This is a genomic window from Ruegeria sp. CDSA079 (genome assembly GCF_059612245.1).
In genome coordinates this window covers 75,268-101,221 of the sequence record NZ_JBXWQF010000005.1, presented here as the reverse complement: position 1 = coordinate 101,221, position 25,954 = coordinate 75,268, and the positions used below count along the sequence as shown (strand labels likewise).

The following is a 25,954-nucleotide window of genomic DNA, read 5'->3' as shown; positions in this document are numbered from 1 at the left end:
TTCGCCACATTTGAGCCACAGTGACAAAGAAAAGCCTTTAGTTTCTTGGTTTCCAAAGCGTAACCAATCACGAGAAAAAATCATTTTTTTGCATTTTTCGCCAAATTCTGCCCCAGAACAGTTGTTAGAGTACCTCTGGAACACTTCTTGAATAAGGACAGAGCAGTGGCTCGGAAGCACAGCTACCATGGCGGCCTGCAATTTGATGGCGACGCAAGCGGCACGATTGAGCGGTTTGGCACAATTGTTGCAGCGACGCTTGAGGACTACGGTCATCTGGTCGAGCGCAAGGCCCTGCTGAGCATGTCCGAGGCCAGTATTGTCTCGAGCCAATATCTGGTTCGGTTGACACTGGATGCAGGCAAACCCGAGCAGGAAGACCGATACGAGCGCATGGATCGTGCCGCGGGGCTAAAAACCATAACAAAGCCCCGCGTGTCACATCCTCAGAACCGCCTTGTGTTGTCGATTACGCCAGTGTCACCGTTACTGGATGACGCAGAAATTTCCGAACTGATGCTGGTCGTCATTCTGTATCGCATGGTCGATATTTGCTCGACCCGGCGCGTAGAATGGCTTTCGCCAAAAACGGTGCTGACGGTCGAACAGTTCATGAGCGCCTTTGACACCCTGACCCCAAGCCGCGCAACACGGGATAGAAAGCAGATCTTTCAAGCGCTGAATGGTCAGTTTTCCAGCATGTCCATACCCGAACCGGATGAAAGCATCAGTGCCCTTCACACTCCGTCGGCGCGACCAATCCAATTGACCGATGAGCAACTGCTCAGCATCGCGTTCCGCAGCGAAGACGCGGCTCAATCCGATCAGGCAGAGCCGCAAATGGAAAACGCGCAAGACGATGAACGACCAAGCGATGCCCTTCGCCTCAGCAGTTGGTGCATGACAGGCGTTCTGGCCACTGTCTCCACTCCGATCGCCGCGTCGATGGCAGCGGTCAACTTGGTCCGTGGTGAAGACTTTCGCCTCAATACCCAGGTGCTTGTTTTGACCTTCGCCATTGTTGCCCTGAACGCCAGCGATGCCTTTGCCGGAGTTGCAAACGCACTGGGCATGTAACCAAATTACCCAAGACCCTCCTTGGAGGCCCCGCCGTCAGGCGGGGTTTTCCATTTCTGCAACCATGTTTGCGGCTAGAACATAGGTGTGGATCGAAAACACGACCGCGTCCGTTTTCGGAAGGCGCAACAGCGTCTGTCGCTCACTGCGCAAAAATGAGTCTTGCCGCCGATCCTTTATCTCACGCGGCGCATGGATACTGCGGGGTTGGAAAAGCTCGGGGTCCTCGTACCAGAGTGCGTTGAAACGCCACAACGGACGACCGGGTTGAATACCGTCAAACAACCGCTGCACCCGCTTTGCGATATTTTCATCATAGCTCTCGACAGGCACATGAATGCCAATCAGAGGCCGCATGAATTTTTCTGACAAACGCCAGCTGGCTGGAAAGCATAGGATCGCACCGGTCAGAACATGCTCTTCCCCATGTTTTTGAAGAATACAGAAATCTTCCTGCACCAGTTTGCACAACGTATCCAGCGGTCGATCTTCATCAACAGGAACCGTTACGCCATCGGTTCGGACCACAGTTGTCCCGGCCGAGGGGTAGACCTGTGCCAACACCAGATCCAGCAGCTCGCGGGCCGCGGGCTCGGCCTGTGGATCAAGCATTAGAACCTCGTCGCGACGTTCAGACAGCAACTCTTCGCGGCGTTGCATCTGTCCCACAAACGCTTCGTCCTGATGCAGCCACTGGTCCAGAGTCGTCGGCTGTATTCCCGGTAAGGCACGCAAGTTGGCAAAATCATAAGGGATGGTTTCTTGCAAAATCTGTGGCATGGAAAAGACTTAACATGCCTTTCTCCACGTTTCGGTCAAAAAACGACAACCACGCCGTCGCATTTTTTTCAGACGGAAAAGAGCGGCTCTCTAACTTTGCTTGAACACACAATGAGGTCAGTCATGAACCAGCACTACCGAGATTCGCGCAAGATTGACCCCAGCCGAGGTGCTACGTTGGGGGATGGCACCCCAAATGACAATGACCGTATTGAAATCGGACCGACGCAGCTGGCATTTGACGAATGGGCCGCTGCAGGGCTTGAGTTGCCCAATCTCGCACGGATGCGCGAACATCGCTGGAAGCGGCTGACGCAGGCTATTGTGGACCGCGGGTATGGCGGCTTGCTGATGTTTGATCCGTTGAACATTCGCTATGCCACCGACAGCACGAACATGCAGCTGTGGAACACTCATAACCCGTTCCGCGCGGTTCTGCTGTGCGCTGATGGTTATATGGTGATTTGGGACTACAAGAATTCGCCTTTCCTCAGCACCTTCAACCCTCTGGTGCGGGAACAGCGTTCGGGCGCTGATCTGTTTTACTTCGACCGGGGCGACAAGGTCGATGTGGCCGCGGATGTGTTCTCGAATGAAGTGCGGGTGCTGATCGAAGAGCACAGCGGTGGCAACACGCGCTTAGCCGTCGACAAGATCATGCTGCACGGGTTGCGTGCGCTTGAGGCGCAGGGGTTCGAGATCGTGGAAGGCGAAGAGCTGACCGAAAAGACCCGCGCCATCAAGGGACCGGACGAACTCCTCGCCATGCGTTGCGCCAGCCACGCGTGTGAGACAGCGGTTGCTGAAATGGAGAAGTTCGCGCGTGCCAATGTGGGGGATGGAAAAACCTCAGAAGACGACATCTGGGCCGTACTGCATGCGGAGAACATCAAGCGCGGTGGAGAGTGGATCGAAACGCGCCTTCTGGCTTCGGGCCAACGCACCAACCCGTGGTTTCAGGAATGCGGCCCTCGGATCACCCAGCAGAATGAGATCATCTCTTTCGACACCGACTTGATTGGTTCCTACGGGATCTGCATCGACATTTCCCGCAGCTGGTGGATTGGCGATCAGAAGCCGCGTGAGGACATGATCTATGCCATGCAGCACGCGCATGAACACATCATGACCAACATGGAGATGCTCAAACCCGGCGTGATGATCCCGGAACTGACAGCGCATGCCCATAGGCTGGACGACAAGTTTCAAGCGCAGAAATACGGCTGCCTGATGCACGGCGTCGGCCTGTGCGATGAATGGCCGCTTGTGGCTTATCCCGATAAGGCTGTCGAAGGATCATATGATTACCCGCTGGAACCCGGAATGGTTCTGTGTGTTGAAGCTTGCGTTGGCGAGGTCGGCGGCGACTTCAGCATCAAGCTGGAAGATCAGGTTCTCATTACCGAAAACGGGTACGAGAACCTGACAAAATATCCCTTCGATGCTCGGTTGATGGGACTAGAGTGAGGCCAAAGCCTCACTCTGACCAATAGGAACGGCGGACATTGCCGTGCCAGTCTTCGATGGCTGGACGTACCTGTTCCTTCAGCCCGCTCAAGTTCGCGGGCCAAGACTGGCCGATGACAAAACCGCTTAGACCAGCCAGTAGCAACGCGATGACCAACAGCGGGCGCATCTCGCGGGTGCGGGCGGTGAACTCTGCGTGTGACATGGGTATCTCCTTGGTCAACATCTTCGTTCCAAAGATGTGCGTGAGGGCGACATAAGTGAAATGAATGTTTGATCGAATTTACCTCACATTTCGTGATGCATTTAAATCAGAGCGGCAGATACGTTCCTCAAAGCCTGATGCGCAGTGTAATGATGATGCTCAGGCGAAAAAAACGCACAATGTTCTCAATGTCCTCACCTTCACGTGACGCGACTGACATAGGGGTTGAGACTAGACCAGCATGAACACAGTATAGTCTGTGTTCCCCCAACACACTCAAGGAGCCGACATGCCCACGGAACGCATCACTTTTGCCGGACATGACGGCAGCCAACTGGCAGCGCGATTGGATCTGCCCGACGGACCGGTTCTGGCAACCGCCCTGTTTGCCCATTGCTTTACCTGTTCCAAGGACATCCCTGCAGCACGGCGCATCTCGGCCCGCTTGGCGGCAATGGGAATCGCGGTGCTGCGCTTTGACTTTACCGGGCTGGGTCATTCCGAGGGCGAGTTCGCCAATACGACGTTTACGTCCAATGTCGAGGATCTGATCTCAGCCGCGCAATATCTGGCCGGGCGCAATATGGCCCCTGCCCTGTTGATCGGCCATTCGCTGGGCGGCGCGGCGGTATTGCGCGCTCGCGCTGGTATTCCTACGGTAAAAGCCGTTGTGACCTTGGGCGCACCGGCAGATCCCGGTCACGTCTCGCATCACTTTGAAGACGCGCTGCCTCAGATCGAGCAGGACGGAAGCGCTGAGGTTTCTTTGGGCGGGCGCCCGTTCCGCATCGGAAAAGCCTTTGTGGATGACATTGCCCAATCCGCCCTGACCGCCGCGATCGCCGACCTCAAAGCCGCTTTGCTGATCCTTCATGCGCCACGGGATGAAACGGTCAGCATCGACAACGCGAGCACTATATTCTCGGCGGCCAAACACCCAAAAAGCTTTGTCACTCTCGATGATGCCGATCACCTGATCACGCGCGCAGCGGATGCCGAATATGCGGCCGATGTGATATCAGCATGGGTTTCACGCTATGTGAAGCTGTGCCCGCCCGCCCCGCCACCGGGCGCCCCGGAAGGCGTTGTACGCGTCACCGAAGCGGACCCAAGCGGCTTCATGCAGGACATTCAGGCCGGGCCACATCACCACGCAGTCGCGGATGAACCAGCTTCTTACGGCGGCACGGACAAGGGCATGTCGCCCTATGGCTTTGTCTCATCCGGTCTGGGCGCTTGTACATCCATGACAATACGGATGTATGCGCGGCGAAAGAATTGGCCTCTGACGAGCGTGAGTGTGGATGTCTGTCACGACAAGGTTCACGCTCAGGACGCCGGGCTCGCGAATGAAGGTAAAGTGGATCAATTCCGCCGCAAAATCCGATTGACCGGACCACTGGACCAAGCCCAAAAGCAACGTCTGCTGGAAATTGCGGACAAGTGCCCGGTTCACCGGACCCTCGAAGGTTCAGCCCATATCACTACCGAACTTCTACCGTGAAAAAGGCCGCCCGAGAGCGGCCTTCAAGCTATCAGCGGCGCGGCGATGGCCGATGTATCGGCGGGCGCGCCGCAGGTGGCCGTGCCGTCGGGGGCTTTGGCCGCGCAGGCGGTTTGGCAACCGGCGGTTTCGGGCGATCCGGGCGCGTTGGCCGATCTGGGCGATTTGGCCGGTCTGGTGGATTGATACCCACATTGACATTACGGCGGTAGTAATCGTTCCAGAGCATTGAGTCATAAAACGGGTCATACCCATACCCGACCCCTACCGAAACACCATCACACGCCGACAGAGTTAACGTCGCAGCCCCCAGCCCCAGCGCGAGGGATATTCGTTTGAACAGTCTCAGGCTCATCGCACCCTCCCTCACTGACGCGACCGGAACGACGCGAAGACGTCATTCAGGTCATCTGCATAATCTGGATTTGCACCGTCACGCAGGATCGCGACAGCTATGGCAACTCGGTTGCTTGGCAGGTCAATAACTGTGGCAGTAAAGCTCACCCCTTTGCCGTCCCGACGCCCAGTCCCTCGAAAAACTCGGGCAGGCAATCCGCCGATACGGGTGTCGCTGGTGCTGGTGACAGTCGGATCATTGACCAGAAACTTATCGATATCCTGAAGATACCGGATACCGTCCTGAATTGTCGCAACCCCTGCCGGAGAGACAAAGCCCATCCAGACGGTGTCATCTGTCACAGGCCGCAGCCCCATGACCCGCGCGACGGCGCGCGGATCCCCCAACTCGGTGTCTTCGATCTCACGTGGGCCACCGGTGCGCAGCAACCAGAAATCGGGCACGTTAAAGCTAAACAGCGCACGGCCATCCTCGGTATATGTCGCAGGGGTGTCGGCCATCGCAGAACCTGCCCCGCCCAGCCAGACTGCGGCGCAGGCAGCAAATATCGGACCTGAAAATAAACGCATATTTCAATAACCTGATAGTTTCTGTGCCCACAGATTGAACCGTGAGGGCGCGCCTTGTCCAGCATTGCGTCGAAAAGACCAGAAAAAGCCGCGTTCGTACTTCACTGACCACCAGGCGGGGCAACTGCCGATTACCAAAACCAACTTCCACACCGCCATAGAAACATGGGACGTCTATGGCGCATAGACTCCATCGGTCTGGCCACCTGCATCATCTACAAAGCGGATCGTGTCCTCATTCCGAAAGACATCATAGCAGGCCCACAGGTCCGACGGCGGCCAAGTCGAGCAATACTGATCCTCTTGCACGGCCCAGCGCCCCGCGCTTGGCCCGCCCGAGAAGTACTGGGTAATCATGCTGGCCTCGAATGTTTGCCAGACCCCTCTTCCGTATTCCAGTTTCTTGCCGGTCAAAGCTGCGAGGATTTCCTCGCCGGACAGTTTCTGGAAGCCGTCTGCGGCCAAAACACCCGGCCAAAAGACCAAAATCAGGGCAAACCGTCTCATACCTGCTCTCACATCTTGTTCCCTCGCGCGCACAGGGCTAAACCCCGCGCCAACGCCTCATCCCAATCACATAAAGGTGCTGCCGCCAATGATTCCCCGTTATTCCCGCCCTGACATGGTCGCTATCTGGTCGCCCGAGACCAAGTTCCGCATCTGGTACGAGATCGAGGCACACGCCTGCGACGCCATGGCCGATCTGGGCGTGATCCCTCGTGAAAACGCCGAGGCCGTATGGAAGGCTAAGGACGTGGAATTCGACGTGGCCCGCATTGACGAGATTGAGGCCATCACCAAGCACGACGTCATCGCCTTCCTGACCCACCTGGCCGAACATGTCGGCAGCGAAGAGGCGCGTTTTGTGCACCAGGGCATGACCAGTTCGGACGTGCTGGACACCTGTTTGAACGTACAGCTGACCCGTGCCGCAGACCTGCTGATCGCCGATCTCGAAGGTCTGCTGGCCGCGCTCAAGCGTCGCGCGATTGAACACAAAGACACTGTCCGCATCGGTCGCAGCCACGGCATCCACGCCGAACCCACCACCATGGGCCTGACCTTCGCGCGGTTCTATGCCGAGATGGACCGCAACCTGTCGCGCATGCGCGACGCCCGCGCGGAAATCGCCACCGGCGCGATCAGCGGTGCTGTTGGTACTTTTGCCAATATCGACCCGCGCGTCGAGGAACATGTCTGTGACCAAATGGGGCTGGTGCCTGAACCGATCAGCACTCAGGTCATTCCGCGCGACCGCCACGCGGCCTTCTTTGCCACTCTGGGCGTGATCGCCAGCAGCATCGAAAACATCGCCATCGAAATCCGCCACATGCAGCGGACCGAGGTGCTTGAGGGGGCTGAGTTTTTCTCGATGGGCCAGAAAGGCTCCTCGGCGATGCCGCACAAGAAAAACCCGGTGCTAACCGAGAACCTGACCGGGCTGGCCCGCATGGTGCGCGCGGCCGTGATCCCGGCGATGGAAAACGTGGCACTCTGGCACGAGCGCGACATCTCGCATTCTTCGGTAGAACGCATGATCGGACCCGACGCCACAATCACACTGGATTTCGCGCTGGCGCGACTGACAGGCGTGATCGACAAAATGCTGATCTTCCCCGAAAACATGCTTGAGAACATGAACAAGTTCCCCGGACTTGTGATGAGCCAGCGCGTTCTGCTTGCGTTGACCCAAGCCGGTGTCAGCCGCGAGGACGCTTATGCCATGGTACAGCGCAATGCGCTGAAGGTCTGGGAACACCGTACCGACTTCAAAGAAGAGCTGTTGGCAGACGCCGATGTCACAGCCGCGCTCAGCCCCGAAGAGATCGAAGAGAAATTCGACCTTGGTTATCACACCAAACACGTCGACACGATCTTTGCCCGTGTGTTTGGTGAATAACACCATCTTTTGAAATTGAATTTCGGGACCCGTTCTGCCGCAAGCAGAGCGGGTCTTGTTCTTTTGCCAGCGCGTCTAAAATAAGGTATGCTTGCGGCGTATTCCTTGGAGGGAAAACACCATGGTCAAAACCCTTGCTAGCGCAGCAGCACTTGCGCTTTTTGCAACCGCAAGCCTTGCGTGCAATGCACACACCAAACAGACGCAATCCTGCGCACCCGGCACATCCTGGGACTCAGAAACTCAAAGCTGCGCGAAATCCGTCAATAGCTGACAATTTTCTGTCCTACTTGTGAATAAATGCAACCGTTCAACTGTTAGCTTTTTTGTAGATCGCACTATGATCTTATGAGCAGTCCAGAGAACGGAGTAGGATTATGCGCTTTTTGTTAGCTTCGGCCCTTGCCTTGCAAGCCTTTGCCTTTGCCCCAGCGGTCCATGCCGCAGGCGGTGACAGCAGCAGCCCACCCAAACCGACGAACACGACCAAGAAATGTCTGTTCGGTCGTGTTTTCGACGAGGCCAGAGGCCGATGCGTCAAACCCAACAAGACCAATCTTTCCGATGATCAACTCTATGATGCCGTCCGCGAATTGGCCTATGACGGGCAGTACGGGCACGCTCAGGATATCCTGCGGGTCATGGACCAAAACGACGATCGTGTGCTGACCTATTGGGGCTTCACCTACCGCAAGATGGGCGAATTGGAACTGGCGAACGTTTTCTATCAGAATGCCATCAACGCCAACCCCGACAACCTTCTGGCCCGCAGCTATATGGCACAAGGGTTTGTAACCGAGGGCAGAACCGATCTGGCCATCGAACAATGGCGCGAAATCAAAACGCGTGGCGGGGAAGGAACCTGGGCCGAGGCATCGCTGCGCGAAGCGATCCGCACCGGGCTGACCTATAACTACTAAACTTCAAGGTTATTTAACCCGATTCTCCGTAATCTGCCTGTAGCTCAGTAATTTTGGCACCACAGGCAGATGCAGGAAACAAACGCATTGATAAACGCGGCACCCGGGGCCCCCACTCCGCTTGCCAAAGGGGATGACACCACACTACGCCTTGTCCCTCGGGCGTTGACCAACCGTCAAAAGGCAGCGGTTGTTGTGCGGTTTCTGCTGAACGAAGGCGCTGACCTTCCATTGGAGGAACTTCCCGACGATCTACAAGAAAAACTGACCCATCAGCTGGGTGAGATGGGTCTGGTGGACCGCGTGACGCTCGATTCGGTGGCGCAGGAGTTCAGCGATGCTCTGGACAACATCGGCCTTGCGTTTCCTCACGGTCTGGCCGGCGCGTTGGATGCGGTGAACGGAAAGATCGCGCCCAAAACAGCGGCCCGCCTCCGCAAAGTGGCCGGGGTACGACAGATCGGCGACCCGTGGCAAAGACCGCGCGACATCCCCGTCGAAGATCTTGCAGCCATGGCGCAGGCGGAAAGCACCGAAGTGGCTGCGGTGATGTTGTCAAAGATGGACACCGCACAGGCTGCTCAGATGCTGGGCCACATGCCCGGGCCGGTGGCACGGCGGATCACCTTTGCTGTCTCGAAGACCGCGAATGTCACCCCCGAAGCGGTCGAGCGGATCGGCTGGTCTCTGGCCGCGCAGCTGGATCAGCGCCCGGCGCAGGCATTCGATGATGGCCCCGGTGCAAGGGTCGGCGCAATCTTGAACCAATCTGCAGCGGCCACACGCGACGACTTGTTGAGCGCGCTGGACGAAGATGACGCCGATTTCGCCGACCTTGTGCGCCGATCGATCTTTACCTTCGCTCATGTATCAACACGTATAACGCCTCGGGACGTTCCGGTTATCCTGCGCGAAGTGGAGCAACCCGTTCTGGTCACAGCGCTGGCTGGTGCCGCAGCAGATGATGACAAGGCGTCGGTCGAGTTCCTGTTGTCCAATATCTCGTCCCGAATGGCGGATAACCTGCGCGAAGAAATGGGTGAACGCGGGCGCGTTAGGCAATCCGAAGCCGAAGACGCGATGACTCAGGTCGTTGGTGCCATTCGGATGCTGGTCGACGCCGGAACAATCGCCCTGATTGAAAATGACGAAGACGAAGAAACATAGTAAATCCTCAACGCCAGAGGCTGGTAATTGGACAATACATGAAGACCCGGAATTTTCCCCTTCTCTGAGCGCTTGAGCTTGCCTACGTCGGGCTGTATGTCTGGCAAAGCAACTTCGCAACACGCGGTGAGACACCTCCATGCCCGTCGAAAAGTCGGAGCTCAGCCGGTTTGAGCTTGGAAAATACTATGTCGCCAATATGCTCCTTCAAGGGGTCATCGGAGCAATGCGCCTTGCCCCGTATGAGCGGCGCGTCGCCACCATGGGCGCGATCATGCGTACTTTGGCGCCGGTTGTCGGGTTTCGTACACGTATCCGGCGGAACCTGAAGCTCACCTGCCCTGACCTATCCGATGCCGAAGTGAAAAAGATCTGCCGCGATGTGCCGGATAATGCCGGCCGGGCTATCATGGAGCATTTTTCACCCGAGGGATTCACTGAGCGGCAAAAATCGGCAAAAATCTCCGGTCCGGGCATTGCCGCCTTTGACAAGGCGATCGCCGAAGGGCGTCCGGTCATGATGATCACGGCGCATTTTGGGCACTATCTGGCCGCGCGCATCGCCCTGCAGGAACATAGCGGCCAACCGATTGGCTGCCTCTATCGCCGCATGGCCAACCCGTATTTCAACGACGCTTATGTCGAAGCCTTCTACAAAACCGGCGCGCCGATGTTCGAGCAAGGGCGGCGCGGGATGGTCGAAATGGTGCGTTCGCTCAAAAAGGGTGGAATCATAGCCATTGTATCCGATCTTCATGCGTTAGGCGGCGAAGAACTTATGTTCTTCGGCAAGCCTGCTTCCACGTCCGTTTTGAACGCAGAACTGGCCATAAAGTACAAGGCCGAGCTCATTCCCTGTTATGCGGTGCGGCAGCCCAATGGCATCGATTTTGAAATCATCCTGCATGATCCGGTACCGCATTCGGACCCCAAAACCATGACCCAGTTTACCAATGATGACTTGGAAAAGGTGGTGCGGCAGCACATGGGGCAATGGTTCTGGATTCATCGCCGTTGGAAAAACTTGAACGTGCTGGGGATAAACCCCAAAGAAACACCCTAATCACTTCACCTGGGTGGCCGCAACAATCGGCCCGTGACCTGCCCTTTGCACCAGCACAACGGCAGGCAGATCAGAGCTGAGCTGAGCTGAAAACGATTGCTGGGCATTTCCATCCCACTGCCCCGCAATCTGCCATGTCTCAACGACATTGGCATAATCCAGTTCGTGCCCGGCCAGTTCTCCGCGACGGATCGAGGCATGGCGCATGGGCGAATACTGTACGATACGCACGTCATAGGTCTCGCCCTCTGACAGTTCCAAGGGCGTCACATCCACTGTCACTTCATCTGCTGCTCGGGTTGCTGTAACCGATGCCTCAGGGGTCGCTTTGAGATGAGCATTGATCAGACGATCCAGTTCGCGAGATTGCGCGCCCACAATGTCATGCTGCCCGTTAATGACCATCTGCGGCGTATAGATCATCGAACGCCCCCCTTCCCGAGCATAGGCACGCTGCCGCAGGGTGTGGTCCGGATCGGCGTATTCATCTTTCCAACCGATGTAATCCCAATAGTCCACGTGCAGCGCCAAGCCGATGACGTCGTCGCGTTTGGCCAGGTCATGCATCAAGCGATCTGCCGGAGGGCATGATGAGCATCCTTGTGACGTAAACAATTCAACCACCACAGGATCATCCTCAGCCGCAACAGAGGCAGCCAGAAGGCAGGACATCAGGGCGGTCAATGCGGCGGATCTGAACATAAGAACTCTCGGTTTGGGCGGTCGGGTATCAGCAATAGCCGCTTTGGCATTCAACGACCAATCAAGGTTTCTTGAGGCAGGAATACATGATTTTCCAAATTTGCGTACAATGGTATACCAAAAAGACACCTTTGCTATTATTCAACCTTGAACCAAGGGCTTTGGTGATACAGATAACAGACAGCGAATCCCATTTTCCAAGTCATTTGAGAGGGAGGCCACTGATGCCCATCAAAGTCGGACAGGACACCGCCAAGACACGCCGCAGCCTGAGCGTGAACGGTAAATCCATTTCTTATTTCTCGATCCCCGCCGCGCAAGCGGCCGGTTTGGGTGATTTCTCGAAACTGCCTGCCGCGCTGAAAGTGGTATTGGAAAATATTTTGCGGTTCGAAGATGACGGCTTTTCCGTCTCGGTCGACGACATCAAGGCCTTCAGCGAATGGGGCGCAAATGGCGGAAAGAACCCGCGAGAGATTGCCTACCGCCCTGCCCGTGTGCTGATGCAGGACTTCACCGGTGTTCCGGCTGTTGTCGACCTTGCAGCGATGCGCGACGGTATCAAGGCGCTGGGTGGCGACGCACAAAAGATCAACCCGCTGAACCCGGTTGATCTGGTCATCGACCATTCGGTCATGATTGACGAGTTCGGCAATCCCCGCGCGTTCCAGATGAACGTGGACCGCGAATATGAACGCAACATGGAACGCTACCAATTCCTGAAATGGGGACAGAACGCCTTTAACAATTTCCGCGTTGTGCCCCCGGGCACCGGCATCTGCCATCAGGTGAACCTGGAATACCTGGCCCAGACCGTCTGGACTGACACGGATCAGAACGGGGATGAGGTTGCCTATCCTGATACGCTGGTTGGCACCGACAGCCATACCACGATGGTGAACGGCATGGCCGTTCTGGGTTGGGGCGTCGGCGGGATCGAGGCCGAGGCCGCGATGCTGGGTCAGCCGATCTCGATGCTGATCCCCGAGGTTGTTGGTTTTGAACTGACTGGCGCAATGGTCGAGGGCACCACCGGCACCGACCTTGTCCTGAAGGTCGTGGAAATGCTGCGCGAAAAGGGCGTGGTCGGTAAGTTTGTCGAGTTCTACGGTAAAGGTCTGGACAGCCTGCCGCTGGCCGACCGCGCGACCATTGCCAACATGGCACCCGAATACGGCGCGACCTGCGGCTTCTTCCCCATCGACGGCGAGACCCTTCGCTACATGCGCAATACCGGCCGCGACGAGGATCGTCTGGCACTGGTCGAAGCCTATGCCAAGGAAAACGGCCTCTGGCGCGATGAGAACTACGCCCCGATCTACACCGACACGCTGTCGCTGGACATGGGCACCATCGTTCCTGCGATCTCGGGCCCCAAACGCCCGCAAGACTATGTTGCACTAACTGGTGCCAAGGCGGCCTTTACCAAGGAAATGGCAGAGACTTTCAAGCGTCCGATGGGCAAACAGATCGAAGTCAAAGGTGAAGAATGGGGCATGGAATCGGGCAAGGTCGTGATCGCTTCGATCACCTCCTGCACCAACACGTCAAACCCGTACGTCATGATCGGCGCGGGCCTGGTGGCCCGCAAGGCCGCAGCATTGGGTCTAGATCGCAAACCATGGGTCAAAACCTCTCTGGCGCCGGGTTCGCAGGTCGTATCTGCTTATCTTGAGGCGGCTGGTCTGCAAGAGGATCTGGACAAGATCGGGTTCAACCTTGTGGGTTATGGCTGCACCACCTGTATCGGCAACTCAGGCCCGATCCAGAGAGAGATTTCAGAAGCTATTGCCGAAGGCGATCTGGTCGCCACCTCGGTCTTGTCCGGCAACCGCAACTTCGAGGGCCGTATTTCCCCAGACGTGCGCGCGAACTATCTGGCCTCGCCGCCTCTGGTTGTCGTCTACGCATTGGCGGGCACAATGGATATCGACCTGACGTCCGAGCCCATCGGTCAAGACAAGGACGGCAACGACGTCTATATGAAAGACATCTGGCCGACCCAAGCCGAAATCGCGGAGCTGGTGGAGGCCACCGTGACCCGCGAGGCATTCCAGTCGAAATACGCCGATGTCTTCAAAGGTGACGAAAAATGGCAAGAGGTCGAGGTTCCGCAACAGGAAACCTATGACTGGCCGCCGACCTCGACCTATATTCAAAACCCTCCTTATTTCCAGGGTATGGGGGCTGAACCAGGCACGATCTCGAATATCGACGGGGCCAAGGTTCTGCTGATCCTGGGCGACATGATCACCACCGACCACATCTCGCCCGCCGGGTCTTTTGCCACGACCACACCCGCTGGCAGGTATCTGACTGAACGCCAAGTGCAACCGCGCGAATTCAATTCGTACGGCTCGCGTCGTGGCAACCACGAGGTCATGATGCGCGGAACCTTTGCCAATATCCGCGTCAAGAACGAAATGTTGGACGGTGTCGAAGGCGGTTACACCAAAGGCCCAGATGGCGAACAGACCTCAGTCTATGAAGCCTCGATGGCCTATCAGGAACAGGGCACCCCACTGGTCGTCTTTGGTGGCGAGCAATATGGTGCGGGTTCGTCGCGTGACTGGGCGGCCAAAGGGACCGCGCTGCTGGGCGTCAAGGCTGTGATCGCCGAAAGCTTTGAGCGCATCCATCGCTCGAACTTGGTCGGTATGGGCGTCATTCCGTTCGAGTTCACCGGCGGTGACACGCGCAAAACGCTGGGTCTGAAGGGAGACGAAACCGTCTCGATTCACGGTCTGGACAGCATCGCGCCACTGCAAGAGGTACCCTGCACGATCGTCTATGGCGATGGGTCTGAGAAGACCATCACCCTGAAGTGCCGCATCGATACCGCACCAGAGATTGAGTACATCGAAAACGGTGGTGTGTTGCACTACGTGCTACGCAATCTTGCGAAGGCATCGTAACCCGGTAGCAAAGCAAGCGTTTCTAACCCCCGGCTAAGCGCCGGGGGTTTTTTGTTTTCTGGTCATTCATTCGAAAACCTGAAACTGTTGGGCGAGGTCATCAACGGAAATCATGTGTCATGCAGAAACCCAACGCCCTGATGGTTTGCTCCCTTAGCGTTATCGCTGTGATCGGGATATGGGGTGTTGTCGACATCCAGAGTTTGGTGACCTGGGCAAGTGGTATCGTTCAACAGACCTTCCACAGCCGCGGCTGGTTCGTGATGCTCGCCGCGTCGGGCATGTTGATCGGATGCCTGTTTTTGGCATTTTCTCCTTATGGCAAAATTCGCCTTGGTCGCGATGACGAAGAACCAGAATTCTCGACCGCCACATGGATTTCGATGTTGTTCTCTGCCGGGATGGGCGTCGGTCTGCTATTTTGGGCCGTGGCAGAACCACTCACCCATTTCAACTTTATCTCAGGCATGGCGCCGGATTTCATCGCGGCGCAGCAAGCCATGTTGGCGACAAATTTTCACTGGGGTCTGCACGCTTGGGCCATCTACGGCTCAACAGCGCTTACCATCGCTTATTTCAGTTTTCGCCGCGGCACCGGGATGATGGTCAGCGCGCCGATCAAAAGCCTGTTTCCCGGCGAACGCTGGGCGGAACGTGTCGGATGGTTTTCTGACTTCATGGCAATCGTCGCGATAGCCATCGGCGTTGGTGGCTCCATGGCTATGGGCGTGTTTCAGGTGGCAGATGGCATAGCTGTTCTGGGTGGCCGGGAAACGGTCGGAGCCCTACTGATTGGCGTTGTCTTTCTGGCGATGGTCGCTGCGTATATCCCGGCACTCTTGATCGATCTGGGTCAAGGCATGGCGCGACTGTCCAACGCGGCTATGCTGATTGCGATCAGCCTTGTTGCCTACACGGTGGTCCTGGGCCCGACAGAATATCTTTTGAATACAGTCGTTCAGGGTTTCGGTGATTACGTCACCAATGTCATTCCAAGGGGTTTTCAGACCTTCACGTTTTTCGGCGATGACGTCACCAAATGGTTCAGCGACTGGACTCTGACCTATATGGTCTGGTGGATCGCCTGGGGCCCATTTGTGGGTGTCTTCGTCGCCCGCATCTCTCGCGGTCGAACAATACGAGAATTCGTGATCGGAGTACTCTTCGCCCCTACGCTGTTTTCGATCCTTTGGTTCGGCGCTTTTGGCGGCATTGGCCTGTTCGAGGCTCTCAACGGGGCGGGGGAACTGTTGGCCTATACGCAAACAAACATTGAACGCGTGACCTTCGCCTTGCTTAACCGTCTGCCGCTGTCCCTGGTGACAACGCTCGCAACGGTACTGGCCGCGTTTCTGTTCATTGTGACCAGCGTCGTAAGCGCGGCATTTGTCCTGGGCACCTTCTCGACAGGTGGCGACGAGAACCCCCCTCCGCGTGTGCGCCTGATCTGGGGGGGCTTGCTGGGGCTGCTGAGCGTTGCGATGATCCTTTCTGGGTCAGTGGACTCAGTCAAGATCCTCATCTCGCTTGGCGCTTTGCCGTTTGTCTTTATTTCTGTCCTACTGATGGTCTGTTTGTTCCGCGGTCTGAGAGAGGAGGGCCAGCGCAATGCTGATCGGTGATCTCACAGATACGCTGATGAACCTTGTGACCTTCGCGTTCATCGCGGCGATGATCTGGATTCTGCTGCGCAGGTGACGCTTAAAAAGAACGATCAGGTTTAGCGTTGTAACGCATCCACTTTGCAGATTTGGTGTGCCTATGGACAAAGTTGCATTGATAACCGGCGGCGCTCGAGGGATTGGCCGAGCAATCGTCGAAGACCTCGGCCGTGATCATCAAGTTGCGTTCACATGGTTGAACAGCGCGCCCGATTTGGATGTGTTGGATCGCAGCTTTCTGGCCATCCGCTCGGACCTGACACAGGAAGATCAGCCCGTTCGCGTTGTCGAACAGGTCATCGAACGGTTTGGTCGGCTGGATATCATCGTGAACAATGCGGGGCTGGTGCGTTCGACTCCGAAAGAGGTGTTTGAAGCACCGGACCACAGAGATATTCTGGACCTGAACTTGATCGCGCCGATAGCCTTGCTGACAGCAGCTTTGCCCTATCTGCAAAGCGGATCCAGCGTCGTGAATATCTCATCCATGAACGCGACCCTTCCGCCGCGCGATGCCGCGACTTACGGGGCCAGCAAGGCCGCGCTCAACCTGTGGACCCGTGCCATGGCCAAAGAACTGGGCCCGCAGGGTATTCGCGTCAACGCGGTTGCACCTGGTGCGATCAACATCCCCGAGGCCCCGCGCCCGGATGACCTGACAGAACTGTTCGTCAAAGACACCGCCCTTGGGCGTGTCGGCGTGCCAGAGGATATCGCTCGGGTCGTTCGGTTTCTGGCCTCTGATGCGGCGGGTTTCATAACCGGTGAAGTCCTCGGCGTGACCGGAGGCTATCGATTGTAAAACCTGCTAAAGCCGCTTGCAGGTGTCTAACCGCCTGCCGCCTTTTCCAAGGCAGGGCGGATTGTGCTTTCGATCACCCGTTGCGTGATAGGCCCTGCAAAGCGAAGGATAATTTTACCATCGCCGTCAATCACATAGGTTTCAGGAACACCGTAGAGGCCCCAATCCAACGCCATGCGGCCTTGTTCATCGCGTCCCATCGCGGTGTAAGGATCGCCAAGCTCGGTCAGGAACGCATCTGCGTTGGCCAACTGATCTTTGTAGTTGATGCCATAGACCGGGATGCCTTCTTTCGCCAAAGCTTCCAGATTGGGGTGTTCAGCGCGACAAGGCGCACACCAGCTGGCCCAATAGTTAACCAGCTTGACCTCTCCGTCGCGCAGGGTCGCGTCATCGAACGGGGTTTTGCCGGGAAACTCGCTTAGGACCACAGGCGGGGCGGGCTGGCCCTCGCGTGCGGATGGCAGGGCATTTGGATCATCGCGGAACATGCCGATTCCGGCCAATACGGCAAAGGCGCCAAAAATCAGCGGTGGAGCGATCATCAAGGGCGATATCTTAGCCATTGCGCGACATCCTTTGTTCGATCTTTTCCATGTCCCGGCGCACTTTGCGCCCACGTATCACACTGTACGCAACCAATACCACCAGAAGAACGACAGACACAGCATAAGACGACAGAACCGAGTCCGCGTATTTTCCAAGATCGGGGATCATCCGCCCACCCTTTCCCGCGCCATCAGCGCCTTGATTCGACGTGCGCGAATTTCGGTTCCGGTGCGATACAGCACCAATGCGATGAACAACAAAACAAAACCGATAATGCAGATCAACAACGGATAGAAGAATACGTTGCTGACCTTTTCTTCGGTATCTGCCCCGGTCACAGCCGCTGCCCTCATGACAGACGCCCCCTGATGCAGCCCCTGGTTCCAGAAGTTCACCGCATAGCGGCTGAGGATCGCGAAAACCGACCCCACAAGGCACAGGACCGAGGTCAGGTCGGCCGCTGTATCCGGGTCTTCAATCGCCTCCCACAGGGCGACATATCCAAGGTAGAACAGGAACAGGATCAGAAACGAGGTCAGTCGCGGATCCCAGGCCCACCAAGTGCCCCACATAGGCTGGCCCCAGATCGCACCTGTCAACAACGCAATCATTGTCATCACGATCCCGATCGGTGCCGCCGCCCGTGCGGCAAGCGCACTGACATGGTGACGCCGTACCAGCCAAACCAGCGATGTCACCAGCATCATCAGCCAGCAGTTGATCGCCATCAGCGCCGCAGGCACATGCAGATAGATGATCTTGACCGTCGACCCTTGTTTGTAATCGTCCGGCGTAAAGAAAAAGCCCCAGATCAGGCCCACACAGATGCAGGCAAGTGAGGTGATCCAGAAAAACGGCAGGACACGCTCGCTGGTTGCAAGAAACTTACGCGGGTTGGCGTATTCCCAGAGGGCGTTGGCTTTGGCTGCGATAGACATGGGCCCTATCTAGTCCGAATTGGGGTGGTTCTCAATTGACCTTGGTCAAAGTTGAGACGGTTCACCGCAGATTGATACGCAACACCGCCGCGCTGGCAAAGGGTAACAGCGCGATAGTTGCTGCCGTGATACCTGCCAGCATGAGAAGCGGCGTCTGGACCTCCATCCCCGTGGCTCCGCGCCGGGCGACCTCGGCTCCGAAAATCAGAGTGGGCACGTATAGCGGCAGCACCAGCAGCGACAGCAGCAAACCGCCACGCTTCAAACCGACGGTCAGAGCTGCACCAAAGGTTCCGATCACGCTCATCGCCGGGGTTCCGATCAACAGTGACATCACCAGCCAGAAGAATCCCGGCACAGGCAGATTCAGCAAGACACCCAGGAACGGAGCCGCAAGAACCAGAGGCAATCCGGTAGTCAGCCAATGGGCCAGCGCCTTGATGGTCACAACCGATTCCAACGGTAGCGGCGCGGTGGCCAACAGATCCAGCGACCCGTCTTCCCAATCCAAAGCCAGCAATCGGTCTAACGACAGCAGACAGGCCAGCAACGCCCCCAGCCAAAGAACACCGGGTGCGATGGTGGACAGCAGCGAAGATTGCGGACCCACCGCAAACGGCACCATCACGGTCACGATCAGGAAAAATGCAAGTCCCAGTCCAAACCCGCCGCCCGCGCGAAAGGCCAGTTTCAGGTCGCGCAGCAACAGGGCGATCACAGGAAGCCTCCGTCGAAATCGTCAATGGGTTTGGGTTTGGCCTTGTTGGGCCCAACGTCCAGAACCTCTCCATCAAGACCAAGGTCGATATGGGTTGCGATTAGGGCCGACCCGCCCTGCCCCAGATGGGCCCGCACCGCGTTGGCAAACATCTGCACTGCGTTTTTGTCCAGCGAAACAGTGGGTTCGTCCAACATCCAAATCGGTCGTCCTGTCACCAGCATCCGCGCAAGCCCCAGCCGCCGCTTCTGACCGGCCGACAGGTTACCGGCATGGCGATCGGCCAGCTCATTCAGATCAAAAGTATCCAATGCGCTTTGTATGCCGCTGGTCCCAAAGACCGAGGCCCAGAACATCAGGTTCTCGGTCACGGTCAGTGTCGGCTTCAACCCGTCCGAGTGGGCCGCATAGGCAATCTGGTCCTCGGCGCCTTCGATGGTGCCTTCAAGCGGAGGCTGCAAACCTGCCAAAGTGCGCAAGAGCGTCGTTTTGCCGATTCCGTTCGGCCCACGCAGAATCAGCGCCTTGCCGGGCGGCAGTTCAAAGCTGAGACCTTCCAGCACAGGAATGCCACCACGGGTGATCGACAAGTCAGATACAGTCAGAGTCATGAAACCCGCTTAGCGGATTGTCTTCAGAGGCAAAAGGCAAGATTTGCCGCAGGGCCGTTGCTGGCTTTGGAATAATCAGGAGCGGATTGAAGAACCCTGTCAAACGGGGATCAGGGCAAGGGCGATCCGGCGACCTTCCGATAGCAACACATTATAGGTGCGGCAAGCGGCAGGAGAATTCATGATTTCAACGCCAACCCCAGCGTTTTCCAAAGCGGCGCGCAGGGTTTGGGGAATATGCGCCACGTCCGTGCCGGTTCCTATGAACAGGACGTCGATCTCATCGGCCAGATCAAGCAGGGATTGGGTATCCTCATAACCGCCCCATTTTACCGGACCCGCAGGGCCGGTCAGAACAGCACCTTCGAACACCTCGCCGCCAATGCGGAAGAACCCGGGGCCGTAACCGTCCACCGGCTTTGCGTCGCTAAAGGTCACTTGGTTCAGACGCATGTTATCCCTCCGTCAATCCAGGATCGGCAGTCCGGACACCACCGCGATCAGAATGACCGAATAGGCCGCAACGCGATAGAAGCGCTCCAGCTTCGGTTCGAACAGCGCTTTGCCGATCAGCGTAGTGGTCAGATAAGGCACACCCAGCAGCAGAACAATCCACAGGATCGATAAATCCGCCGCGCCACCGATCAGGATACTGAAGACAATCGCGACATCCAGCAGGGCCAGAAAGATGATCGTGTTGGCCCGGATTTTGCGCACATTTGTCGAACTGGCCAGATAGAAGACAATGATAACAGGGCCGGTCAGGCCGGTCATCCCGCCAATCACCCCAGCGCTGCCCCCAATGGCCAATCGTCCGCTCAAGCCCAATCGCCCCTCCCAGCGCCAGCCGGTAATGACAGCCGTCAGTGTAAAACCGATGATGCCGCAGGCGATCCAGCGTAGAACAAGCGTGTCCACTTGCGCCATGATCCAAAGCCCAAGTGGCACGGTAACAGCCGCAGCGATGCCCAAAGTGCTGATCTCGGACTTGTCGCATTCGCGCCAAGCTTGAGGCGCAAGAGCAAAGGTCGAGACGATCCCGGTGGCTGCCATCAGAAATACCACATCCGCGATGGGCAGGAACTGGACGGCGACCGGCACAAAGATCATTGCTGTTCCAAAACCTGTGAAACCGCGGACCAGTCCCGCGGCTCCGATGGTCAGGATCAGCCAGCCCAGGCCCGGCAGGGCAAGGGCCTGCTGCAATGCCTCAGGCATCTATGTTGGCAAACTGGTTGCCCGCCGTGTTCGACGGCTTGGACCAGTCGCGCTTCACCCCCAGCCACAACAATATGGTCGAGGCCACAAAGACCGACGAATAAGTCCCGATGATGACACCCCAGATCATGGCAAAGACAAACCCACGGATCACATCTCCGCCCAGAACATAAAGCGAAATCAACGCCAGCAGAGTGGTGACAGAGGTCATCACCGTCCGGCTTAGGGTTTCATTGATCGAGATGTTCAGAACCTCTTTGAGGTCTTTCTTCTTGTACTTCCGAAGGTTCTCGCGCACGCGGTCGAAAACCACTACCGTGTCGTTCAGCGAATAGCCCACGATGGTCAGAAGCGCCGCGATGATTGCCAGATCGAAACGGATCTGCAGTTCCGAGAAGATGCCGATGGTCAGGATCACGTCATGCACAAGTGCAGCCACGGCCCCCAGTGCGAATTGCCATTCAAACCGCAGCCAGATGTAGACAAGAACCGCACCGATAGCCAAGGCGACGGCGATAACCGCCGTCTGGATCAGCTCTCCGGAAACTTTCGGACCCACTGATTCCACCGAGACGAATTGAATATCCGGGATCACGGTTTGCAGCGCTTCTTCTACAGCGGTGATCGTTGCGGCCTCGACCGCTTCGGCATCAGCCTGCGCCTGAATGCGGATCATCGCGACATTTTCGTCTTCTCCAAAGGTCGGATCGAAAATCTCGGTGATCGTCACATCTCCAAGTTCCAGCGGAGAGATTGCATCGCGGTATGTGCCCACGTCAATCGGCTGCGTGCTTTCGGTTCGGATGGTTGTACCACCCCGAAAGTCGATGCCGAAATTCAGGCCCTGCAACATGAACGAAGCAAAAGCCACAACCATCATCAGGCCCGAAATCCCAAGCCAGATCTTCCAGCGACTGAAGAAATCGAACGAGGTGTTCTGGGGTACGAGTTTCAGTCTCATGTCAAACCTCGATCATTTTCGGACGGCGGCGTTCGAACCATATGACGACCATCAAGCGCGTCACGAAAATCGCAGTGAAGACCGAGGTCAGAATACCCAGCCCCAGAGTGATGGCGAACCCGCGCACCGGGCCACTGCCCATGGCAAACAGGATGGTCGCCGTTATGAAGGTGGTTACGTTGGCATCCAGAATGGCCGACAACGCCTTTTCATAACCAAGCTCGATGGCGCGTGCCGGACCTTTGGCAGATTTCAGTTCCTCGCGGATACGTTCAAAGATCAGCACGTTGGCGTCCACCGCCATCCCGACCGTCAGTACGATTCCCGCGATGCCTGGCAAGGTCAGGGTTGCTCCGATCAGGGACAGCAGGCCAAACAGCAGGCCCACGTTGATGATCAGCGCGATGTTGGCAAAGAGTCCAAACAGACCATAACTGAGCGCCATGAAGACCAGCACCGCAACAAAGGCCACGATGGTGGCAACTTTACCCGCGTCGATACTGTCCTGCCCAAGTTCGGGGCCGATGGTACGTTCTTCCAGGAATTCCAGCCCGGCAGGTAGCGCACCCGCCCGCAGTAGGACCGCCAGATTGGTGCTTTCCTCAACGGTGAAGTTGCCGGTGATGATGCCGGATCCGCCCGGAATGTGACTTTGGATCACAGGAGCCGAGATCACCTCATCATCCAGAACAATGGCAAAAGGTGCACCGATATTGTCACGTGTATAATCGCCGAACTTGCGCGCGCCCGATGTATTGAACCGGAAACTGACAGCCGGGCGACCGTTCTGATCGAACGAAGGCTGGGCGTCGACCAATTCCTCTCCGGTCACAACCGGAGCGGACTCGATGATGTAGTAAACGCCGCTTTCATCGATCGAAGGCACAACCTCTTCACCGATGCCCGCAATTGCATCCGGGTCGGTGCCGCGATTAACAACCGGGTTAAACGTCAACTGCGCCGTGGTTCCGATGATTTCCTTCAACTCTCCGGCGCTGCCGATACCCGGCACCTGAATCAGAATCCGATCCGCGCCCTGACGCTGAATGGTGGGCTCGCGGGTACCGACTTCGTCGATCCGGCGGCGGATGATTTCAAGCGCCTGACGCACTGTGCGGTCGTCTGAGGCCAGCTTTTCAGCCTCGGAAAGCTGAACAACGATGGTATCACCGTCGGCCCGGGCCTCGATATCCGTGGCACCAACCCCGGTCAGGGTTTGCACCTGACGGGCCAGCCCACGCACCACTTCCAGTGCCCGAGACATCCCCTCGGGCTGGCTGATGCGCACACGAATCTCATCCGGGGCCGAGTCCTGACGACGGATGGTGCCAACTGTCGCACGCTCATCACGCAGCGCGTCGCGGATTTCCGGCCACATGGCTTCCATCCGCGCTTCATAGACGTCCTGCACCCGAACCTCGGCCAGCAGATGCGCACCGCCGCGCAGGTCCAGTCCAAGATTGACCAGCGATGAGGGCAGCCAGGTGGGCCATTGACCAGCTTCGGCCTGCATCTCAGGCGTGTCTACGCCCAGTTCAATCGCGGTTTTGGCGTCATTCGATTGCTCGACCCGCGTGTAGAACGCGTTTGGCAGGGCCATGAGCAGACCAGTCACACAAACCAGCCAGATCAGAACCCGCTTCCAGGTATCAATTTGCAGCATTACCCTGCCTTTTCAAGGGATTATCGCGCGAACTTACTTCGCAGGTTCGGTCTTGTTCAGAACCTGAGCGATGGTCGACTTGACCACGCGGATCTTGACGCCCTCGGCGATCTCGACCTCAATCTCGTTCTCACCTTCCTTGACCTTTGACACCTTGCCGATCACGCCGCCCTGTGTGACCACCTGATCACCCCGACGCACGGCTTCGACCATGGCCGTATGTTCTTTCATTTTCTTCTGCTGTGGACGGATCAGCAGGAAATACATGATCGCGAAAATCAGGATCAGCGGGAGAAACTGGGCGATTGCGCCACCTTCCATGGGATATTCCTTTGTTCAGATCTTGCGGCACCGTTCCGCAAATTTGGGCGGAACCTATGCTTTGAAATGCGTGTTTGCAAGCAAAGGCGATGATGTGTCTCATTGGAACCTGACATTGGTGACATAAGAACCAATCAAGCGTTGCAGATATGTCCTATGCAGACATCGCAGTTCAGCTATAGTCAAGCATCAGGAGGGACAATGAAAGAATCCTACAAACCGTTCCAATCGTTGACGCTTTTGCTGTCGCTAGTGGCAATACTCCTGTTTCTGGCAGCACCGCTGAAGGCGCAGGAAACAACCGCTGAAATCACCGAACCCGAGGCAGAAGACGCGGACAGTTTCAAAGCGCCTGTCATCGTCGACGGCGACATGTTGTTCTTCCTGCGCGGCTCCAGCGCCCTGCCCGCACCGGAACGGGCAGCAAGCGTTCAGGACAAGATCATTGAGATCGCCGAAGCCTCGGAAAATCCCACGGTCGACATCGCCTTCGAAGAAACCGATCTGGGCATTCGCATCCGCGCTGACGGTGTGATCGTGTCAATCGTGACAGTTGCAGATGCCGAGTTGGATCAAATGGAGCTGGACGTTCTCGGGTTTCTGCATGGTCAGGCCATCGAAGACGCCATTCTTGCCTATCGTGCCAACCGCTCGGAGCAGGCGCGGGTGTCAGGGGCAATTGAGGCTGCGGGATGGACCCTTGGCTTTGTCGCCTTCGTGGTGCTGATCTTATGGCTGCATCGGCGGATCAGGCGGCGTACCCTGAAAATGGTAAAGCGTTATTTGAGGGATGTCGAAACGGCGACCGCCAAAAGCGTCCAGGCCGAAGCAATCGCAGCCCTGATCAGGTACGGGCTGAATTTTGTCCTGCTGGTTATCTTCTTTCTCGGTTTCTACTACTACCTGTCCTTCGTCCTTCTTGCATTTGCCGAAACACGGTATTTCGCGCAACTGCTGCTCACTTACCTGACTGAACCCGTACTGCTGATATTCAAGGGTATCCTGAGCTACATACCCAACCTTATTATGCTGGGCCTGATCACATGGGTCGCGTTGTATATAATCAAAGGGATGCGCGTGTTCTTCGATGCGGTCGAAGCGGGTTCGTTCGAAATGACCGATTTCGAAAAGCATTGGGTCAACCCGACGTTCAACATCGCCCGTGTCATCGTCATTCTGATCGCACTTGTGTTTGCAGTGCCCTACATTCCGGGTTCGGATTCCGCCGCGTTTCAGGGCCTGACCATTCTGGTTGGCGCGATGCTGTCGTTGGGCGCAAACTCGGTCGTGTCCAACATGTTGGCCGGGTTGTTCGTGATCTACCGCCGGTCCACATCCATAGGAGACCGTATCCAGATCGGAGATCACATTGGAGACGTCGTGCAGATCAAGTTAATGGAAACGCATCTGAAATCCATCAAGAATGAATTGATCTCAATCCCGAATGCTCAGTTGATGAATTCAGACGTGGTAAATTTTTCGAAGAAAACCGATGGCAGCGGGCTTTTACTGCACACTACGGTTGGAATCGGATATGAAGAACCCCCGGAAAAGATCGAGGCAATGCTGATCGAGGCTGCTAATCGCACAAAAGGCATCAAGGCCAAGCCCGAACCCTTCGTGCTGTGGACGGCGCTGGCTGATTACGCAATCAACTATCAAATCAACGGCTACACTACGCGCGGCAGCATCATTCCGAAGATCCGCTCGGACCTGCACCGCAACATTGTCGCCGTGTTCAATGAGAATAGCGTACAGATTATGACACCCTCGTACATGGCTGATCCACCAGAACCAAAAATCCCGTCCGAGGAATGGAATGGCCATCTGGCGCATGAAACCCACGCCGATGACGATAAGTCGTAACCGGTGCTACACCCCGCCC

27 protein-coding genes are annotated in these 25,954 nt (G+C 56.7%); 12 read left to right on the top strand and 15 right to left on the bottom strand.

The features are described from left to right. The first annotated feature begins 165 nt into the window (after window positions 1-165). A complete protein-coding gene (locus AC2FJZ_RS06945; protein ID WP_253276790.1) occupies window positions 166-1,077 on the top strand; it encodes a hypothetical protein in 912 nt (303 codons plus the stop codon). A gap of 36 nt (window positions 1,078-1,113) precedes the next feature. On the opposite strand, the gene AC2FJZ_RS06940 is transcribed toward AC2FJZ_RS06945, so the two are convergent. Beyond that, window positions 1,114-1,857 carry a heme-dependent oxidative N-demethylase family protein gene (locus AC2FJZ_RS06940; RefSeq protein ID WP_496776703.1) on the bottom strand — a complete coding sequence of 248 codons (744 nt, stop codon included), beginning with the start codon at window positions 1,855-1,857 and terminating at the stop codon, window positions 1,114-1,116. Between the two features lie 123 nt (window positions 1,858-1,980). On the opposite strand from AC2FJZ_RS06940, the gene dddP reads away from it, so the two are divergent. Then, the gene (gene dddP / locus AC2FJZ_RS06935) at window positions 1,981-3,324 is read left to right on the top strand and encodes a dimethylsulfonioproprionate lyase DddP (RefSeq protein WP_496776702.1); all 1,344 of its coding nucleotides are present in this window, start codon (window positions 1,981-1,983) and stop codon (window positions 3,322-3,324) included. A gap of 10 nt (window positions 3,325-3,334) precedes the next feature. On the opposite strand, the gene AC2FJZ_RS06930 is transcribed toward dddP, so the two are convergent. Next, complete coding sequence (locus AC2FJZ_RS06930; RefSeq protein WP_496776700.1) at window positions 3,335-3,529, bottom strand: hypothetical protein; 195 nt, start codon at window positions 3,527-3,529, stop codon at window positions 3,335-3,337. Between the two features lie 289 nt (window positions 3,530-3,818). Between AC2FJZ_RS06930 and AC2FJZ_RS06925 the strand changes: the two genes are divergently transcribed. Both AC2FJZ_RS06925 and AC2FJZ_RS06920 read left to right on the top strand, forming a co-directional pair. Then, complete coding sequence (locus AC2FJZ_RS06925) at window positions 3,819-5,033, top strand: bifunctional alpha/beta hydrolase/OsmC family protein (protein ID WP_496776698.1); 1,215 nt, start codon at window positions 3,819-3,821, stop codon at window positions 5,031-5,033. A gap of 45 nt (window positions 5,034-5,078) precedes the next feature. Further along, window positions 5,079-5,219 carry a hypothetical protein gene (locus tag AC2FJZ_RS06920; protein ID WP_157054116.1) on the top strand — a complete coding sequence of 47 codons (141 nt, stop codon included), beginning with the start codon at window positions 5,079-5,081 and terminating at the stop codon, window positions 5,217-5,219. A gap of 180 nt (window positions 5,220-5,399) precedes the next feature. Here AC2FJZ_RS06920 and AC2FJZ_RS06915 read toward each other — a convergent pair whose 3' ends face one another. Together AC2FJZ_RS06915 and AC2FJZ_RS06910 are read right to left on the bottom strand one after the other, a co-directional pair. Next, on the bottom strand, window positions 5,400-5,960 hold the full coding sequence (locus AC2FJZ_RS06915; protein WP_496776696.1) for a hypothetical protein: 561 nt from the start codon (window positions 5,958-5,960) through the stop codon (window positions 5,400-5,402). Window positions 5,961-6,134: 174 nt separating this feature from the next. Continuing rightward, window positions 6,135-6,467 (bottom strand): hypothetical protein, encoded by a 333-nt coding sequence (locus AC2FJZ_RS06910; protein ID WP_496669145.1) that lies wholly within the window; start codon window positions 6,465-6,467, stop codon window positions 6,135-6,137. Between the two features lie 88 nt (window positions 6,468-6,555). Here AC2FJZ_RS06910 and purB point away from each other — a divergent pair, with 88 nt between their 5' ends. The 4 genes from purB to AC2FJZ_RS06890 all read left to right on the top strand — a co-directional run bounded on the left by purB (window position 6,556) and on the right by AC2FJZ_RS06890 (window position 11,010). After that, a complete protein-coding gene (purB, locus tag AC2FJZ_RS06905; protein WP_496776695.1) occupies window positions 6,556-7,860 on the top strand; it encodes an adenylosuccinate lyase in 1,305 nt (434 codons plus the stop codon). 377 nt (window positions 7,861-8,237) lie between these two features. Then, window positions 8,238-8,780: a tetratricopeptide repeat protein gene (locus AC2FJZ_RS06900; protein WP_496776693.1), complete on the top strand. Its 543-nt coding sequence runs from the start codon at window positions 8,238-8,240 to the stop codon at window positions 8,778-8,780. A gap of 69 nt (window positions 8,781-8,849) precedes the next feature. After that, window positions 8,850-9,947 (top strand): flagellar motor switch protein FliG, encoded by a 1,098-nt coding sequence (locus AC2FJZ_RS06895; RefSeq protein ID WP_496776691.1) that lies wholly within the window; start codon window positions 8,850-8,852, stop codon window positions 9,945-9,947. A 139-nt stretch (window positions 9,948-10,086) separates the two neighbouring features. Beyond that, window positions 10,087-11,010, top strand: a complete 924-nt coding sequence (locus AC2FJZ_RS06890; RefSeq protein WP_496669151.1) for a lysophospholipid acyltransferase family protein — start codon at window positions 10,087-10,089, stop codon at window positions 11,008-11,010. Here AC2FJZ_RS06890 and AC2FJZ_RS06885 read toward each other — a convergent pair whose 3' ends face one another. Next, window positions 11,011-11,712 carry a DUF1223 domain-containing protein gene (locus tag AC2FJZ_RS06885; protein ID WP_496776689.1) on the bottom strand — a complete coding sequence of 234 codons (702 nt, stop codon included), beginning with the start codon at window positions 11,710-11,712 and terminating at the stop codon, window positions 11,011-11,013. It abuts the gene before it with no gap. A gap of 224 nt (window positions 11,713-11,936) precedes the next feature. On the opposite strand from AC2FJZ_RS06885, the gene acnA reads away from it, so the two are divergent. The 3 genes from acnA to AC2FJZ_RS06870 all read left to right on the top strand — a co-directional run bounded on the left by acnA (window position 11,937) and on the right by AC2FJZ_RS06870 (window position 17,090). Next, entirely contained in the window at window positions 11,937-14,627 is a 2,691-nt protein-coding gene (gene acnA / locus AC2FJZ_RS06880; protein ID WP_496776688.1) for an aconitate hydratase AcnA, read from the top strand. 119 nt (window positions 14,628-14,746) lie between these two features. Further along, a complete protein-coding gene (locus AC2FJZ_RS06875; RefSeq protein ID WP_496669157.1) occupies window positions 14,747-16,249 on the top strand; it encodes a BCCT family transporter in 1,503 nt (500 codons plus the stop codon). A gap of 139 nt (window positions 16,250-16,388) precedes the next feature. Further along, a complete protein-coding gene (locus AC2FJZ_RS06870) occupies window positions 16,389-17,090 on the top strand; it encodes an SDR family NAD(P)-dependent oxidoreductase (RefSeq protein WP_496776686.1) in 702 nt (233 codons plus the stop codon). A 26-nt stretch (window positions 17,091-17,116) separates the two neighbouring features. Here the strand turns inward: AC2FJZ_RS06870 and AC2FJZ_RS06865 are convergent, their stop codons facing one another. From AC2FJZ_RS06865 to yajC, 10 genes are all read right to left on the bottom strand, one after another. After that, on the bottom strand, window positions 17,117-17,656 hold the full coding sequence (locus tag AC2FJZ_RS06865) for a DsbE family thiol:disulfide interchange protein (protein ID WP_050602087.1): 540 nt from the start codon (window positions 17,654-17,656) through the stop codon (window positions 17,117-17,119). After that, window positions 17,649-17,807 (bottom strand): heme exporter protein CcmD, encoded by a 159-nt coding sequence (gene ccmD, locus AC2FJZ_RS06860; protein ID WP_496669161.1) that lies wholly within the window; start codon window positions 17,805-17,807, stop codon window positions 17,649-17,651. Before ccmD ends, AC2FJZ_RS06865 begins: the two co-directional genes overlap by 8 nt. Continuing rightward, window positions 17,804-18,577, bottom strand: a complete 774-nt coding sequence (locus tag AC2FJZ_RS06855) for a heme ABC transporter permease (RefSeq protein WP_050602086.1) — start codon at window positions 18,575-18,577, stop codon at window positions 17,804-17,806. The genes ccmD and AC2FJZ_RS06855 overlap by 4 nt, the downstream gene beginning before the upstream one ends. A gap of 61 nt (window positions 18,578-18,638) precedes the next feature. Continuing rightward, window positions 18,639-19,295, bottom strand: a complete 657-nt coding sequence (gene ccmB, locus AC2FJZ_RS06850) for a heme exporter protein CcmB (RefSeq protein ID WP_496669162.1) — start codon at window positions 19,293-19,295, stop codon at window positions 18,639-18,641. Continuing rightward, window positions 19,292-19,906 carry a heme ABC exporter ATP-binding protein CcmA gene (ccmA, locus tag AC2FJZ_RS06845; RefSeq protein ID WP_496776684.1) on the bottom strand — a complete coding sequence of 205 codons (615 nt, stop codon included), beginning with the start codon at window positions 19,904-19,906 and terminating at the stop codon, window positions 19,292-19,294. The genes ccmB and ccmA overlap by 4 nt, the downstream gene beginning before the upstream one ends. A gap of 99 nt (window positions 19,907-20,005) precedes the next feature. Next, window positions 20,006-20,359 (bottom strand): Mth938-like domain-containing protein, encoded by a 354-nt coding sequence (locus AC2FJZ_RS06840; RefSeq protein ID WP_496776682.1) that lies wholly within the window; start codon window positions 20,357-20,359, stop codon window positions 20,006-20,008. Between the two features lie 12 nt (window positions 20,360-20,371). After that, window positions 20,372-21,124 (bottom strand): TSUP family transporter, encoded by a 753-nt coding sequence (locus AC2FJZ_RS06835; protein ID WP_496776680.1) that lies wholly within the window; start codon window positions 21,122-21,124, stop codon window positions 20,372-20,374. Further along, entirely contained in the window at window positions 21,117-22,085 is a 969-nt protein-coding gene (secF, locus tag AC2FJZ_RS06830; RefSeq protein ID WP_050602081.1) for a protein translocase subunit SecF, read from the bottom strand. Before secF ends, AC2FJZ_RS06835 begins: the two co-directional genes overlap by 8 nt. Before the next feature lies 1 nt (window position 22,086). Then, on the bottom strand, window positions 22,087-23,748 hold the full coding sequence (gene secD, locus AC2FJZ_RS06825; protein WP_496776679.1) for a protein translocase subunit SecD: 1,662 nt from the start codon (window positions 23,746-23,748) through the stop codon (window positions 22,087-22,089). Between the two features lie 33 nt (window positions 23,749-23,781). After that, entirely contained in the window at window positions 23,782-24,069 is a 288-nt protein-coding gene (gene yajC / locus AC2FJZ_RS06820) for a preprotein translocase subunit YajC (protein ID WP_050602079.1), read from the bottom strand. A gap of 201 nt (window positions 24,070-24,270) precedes the next feature. Here yajC and AC2FJZ_RS06815 point away from each other — a divergent pair, with 201 nt between their 5' ends. Beyond that, the gene (locus AC2FJZ_RS06815; RefSeq protein ID WP_496669170.1) at window positions 24,271-25,935 is read left to right on the top strand and encodes a mechanosensitive ion channel family protein; all 1,665 of its coding nucleotides are present in this window, start codon (window positions 24,271-24,273) and stop codon (window positions 25,933-25,935) included. The last annotated feature ends 19 nt before the right edge of the window (window positions 25,936-25,954 follow it).

What these genes read in the sequence shown, in the direction of transcription:
- AC2FJZ_RS06940 (WP_496776703.1), bottom strand. Translation starts at nt 1,857, where the DNA reads ATGCCACAGATTTTGCAAGAAACCATCCCTTATGATTTTGCCAACTTG.
- dddP (WP_496776702.1), top strand. Translation starts at nt 1,981, where the DNA reads ATGAACCAGCACTACCGAGATTCGCGCAAGATTGACCCCAGCCGAGGT.
- AC2FJZ_RS06930 (WP_496776700.1), bottom strand. Translation starts at nt 3,529, where the DNA reads ATGTCACACGCAGAGTTCACCGCCCGCACCCGCGAGATGCGCCCGCTG.
- AC2FJZ_RS06925 (WP_496776698.1), top strand. Translation starts at nt 3,819, where the DNA reads ATGCCCACGGAACGCATCACTTTTGCCGGACATGACGGCAGCCAACTG.
- AC2FJZ_RS06920 (WP_157054116.1), top strand. Translation starts at nt 5,079, where the DNA reads ATGGCCGATGTATCGGCGGGCGCGCCGCAGGTGGCCGTGCCGTCGGGG.
- AC2FJZ_RS06915 (WP_496776696.1), bottom strand. Translation starts at nt 5,960, where the DNA reads ATGCGTTTATTTTCAGGTCCGATATTTGCTGCCTGCGCCGCAGTCTGG.
- AC2FJZ_RS06910 (WP_496669145.1), bottom strand. Translation starts at nt 6,467, where the DNA reads ATGAGACGGTTTGCCCTGATTTTGGTCTTTTGGCCGGGTGTTTTGGCC.
- purB (WP_496776695.1), top strand. Translation starts at nt 6,556, where the DNA reads ATGATTCCCCGTTATTCCCGCCCTGACATGGTCGCTATCTGGTCGCCC.
- AC2FJZ_RS06900 (WP_496776693.1), top strand. Translation starts at nt 8,238, where the DNA reads ATGCGCTTTTTGTTAGCTTCGGCCCTTGCCTTGCAAGCCTTTGCCTTT.
- AC2FJZ_RS06895 (WP_496776691.1), top strand. Translation starts at nt 8,850, where the DNA reads ATGCAGGAAACAAACGCATTGATAAACGCGGCACCCGGGGCCCCCACT.
- AC2FJZ_RS06890 (WP_496669151.1), top strand. Translation starts at nt 10,087, where the DNA reads ATGCCCGTCGAAAAGTCGGAGCTCAGCCGGTTTGAGCTTGGAAAATAC.
- AC2FJZ_RS06885 (WP_496776689.1), bottom strand. Translation starts at nt 11,712, where the DNA reads ATGTTCAGATCCGCCGCATTGACCGCCCTGATGTCCTGCCTTCTGGCT.
- acnA (WP_496776688.1), top strand. Translation starts at nt 11,937, where the DNA reads ATGCCCATCAAAGTCGGACAGGACACCGCCAAGACACGCCGCAGCCTG.
- AC2FJZ_RS06875 (WP_496669157.1), top strand. Translation starts at nt 14,747, where the DNA reads ATGCAGAAACCCAACGCCCTGATGGTTTGCTCCCTTAGCGTTATCGCT.
- AC2FJZ_RS06870 (WP_496776686.1), top strand. Translation starts at nt 16,389, where the DNA reads ATGGACAAAGTTGCATTGATAACCGGCGGCGCTCGAGGGATTGGCCGA.
- AC2FJZ_RS06865 (WP_050602087.1), bottom strand. Translation starts at nt 17,656, where the DNA reads ATGGCTAAGATATCGCCCTTGATGATCGCTCCACCGCTGATTTTTGGC.
- ccmD (WP_496669161.1), bottom strand. Translation starts at nt 17,807, where the DNA reads ATGATCCCCGATCTTGGAAAATACGCGGACTCGGTTCTGTCGTCTTAT.
- AC2FJZ_RS06855 (WP_050602086.1), bottom strand. Translation starts at nt 18,577, where the DNA reads ATGTCTATCGCAGCCAAAGCCAACGCCCTCTGGGAATACGCCAACCCG.
- ccmA (WP_496776684.1), bottom strand. Translation starts at nt 19,906, where the DNA reads ATGACTCTGACTGTATCTGACTTGTCGATCACCCGTGGTGGCATTCCT.
- AC2FJZ_RS06840 (WP_496776682.1), bottom strand. Translation starts at nt 20,359, where the DNA reads ATGCGTCTGAACCAAGTGACCTTTAGCGACGCAAAGCCGGTGGACGGT.
- AC2FJZ_RS06835 (WP_496776680.1), bottom strand. Translation starts at nt 21,124, where the DNA reads ATGCCTGAGGCATTGCAGCAGGCCCTTGCCCTGCCGGGCCTGGGCTGG.
- secF (WP_050602081.1), bottom strand. Translation starts at nt 22,085, where the DNA reads ATGAGACTGAAACTCGTACCCCAGAACACCTCGTTCGATTTCTTCAGT.
- secD (WP_496776679.1), bottom strand. Translation starts at nt 23,748, where the DNA reads ATGCTGCAAATTGATACCTGGAAGCGGGTTCTGATCTGGCTGGTTTGT.
- yajC (WP_050602079.1), bottom strand. Translation starts at nt 24,069, where the DNA reads ATGGAAGGTGGCGCAATCGCCCAGTTTCTCCCGCTGATCCTGATTTTC.
- AC2FJZ_RS06815 (WP_496669170.1), top strand. Translation starts at nt 24,271, where the DNA reads ATGAAAGAATCCTACAAACCGTTCCAATCGTTGACGCTTTTGCTGTCG.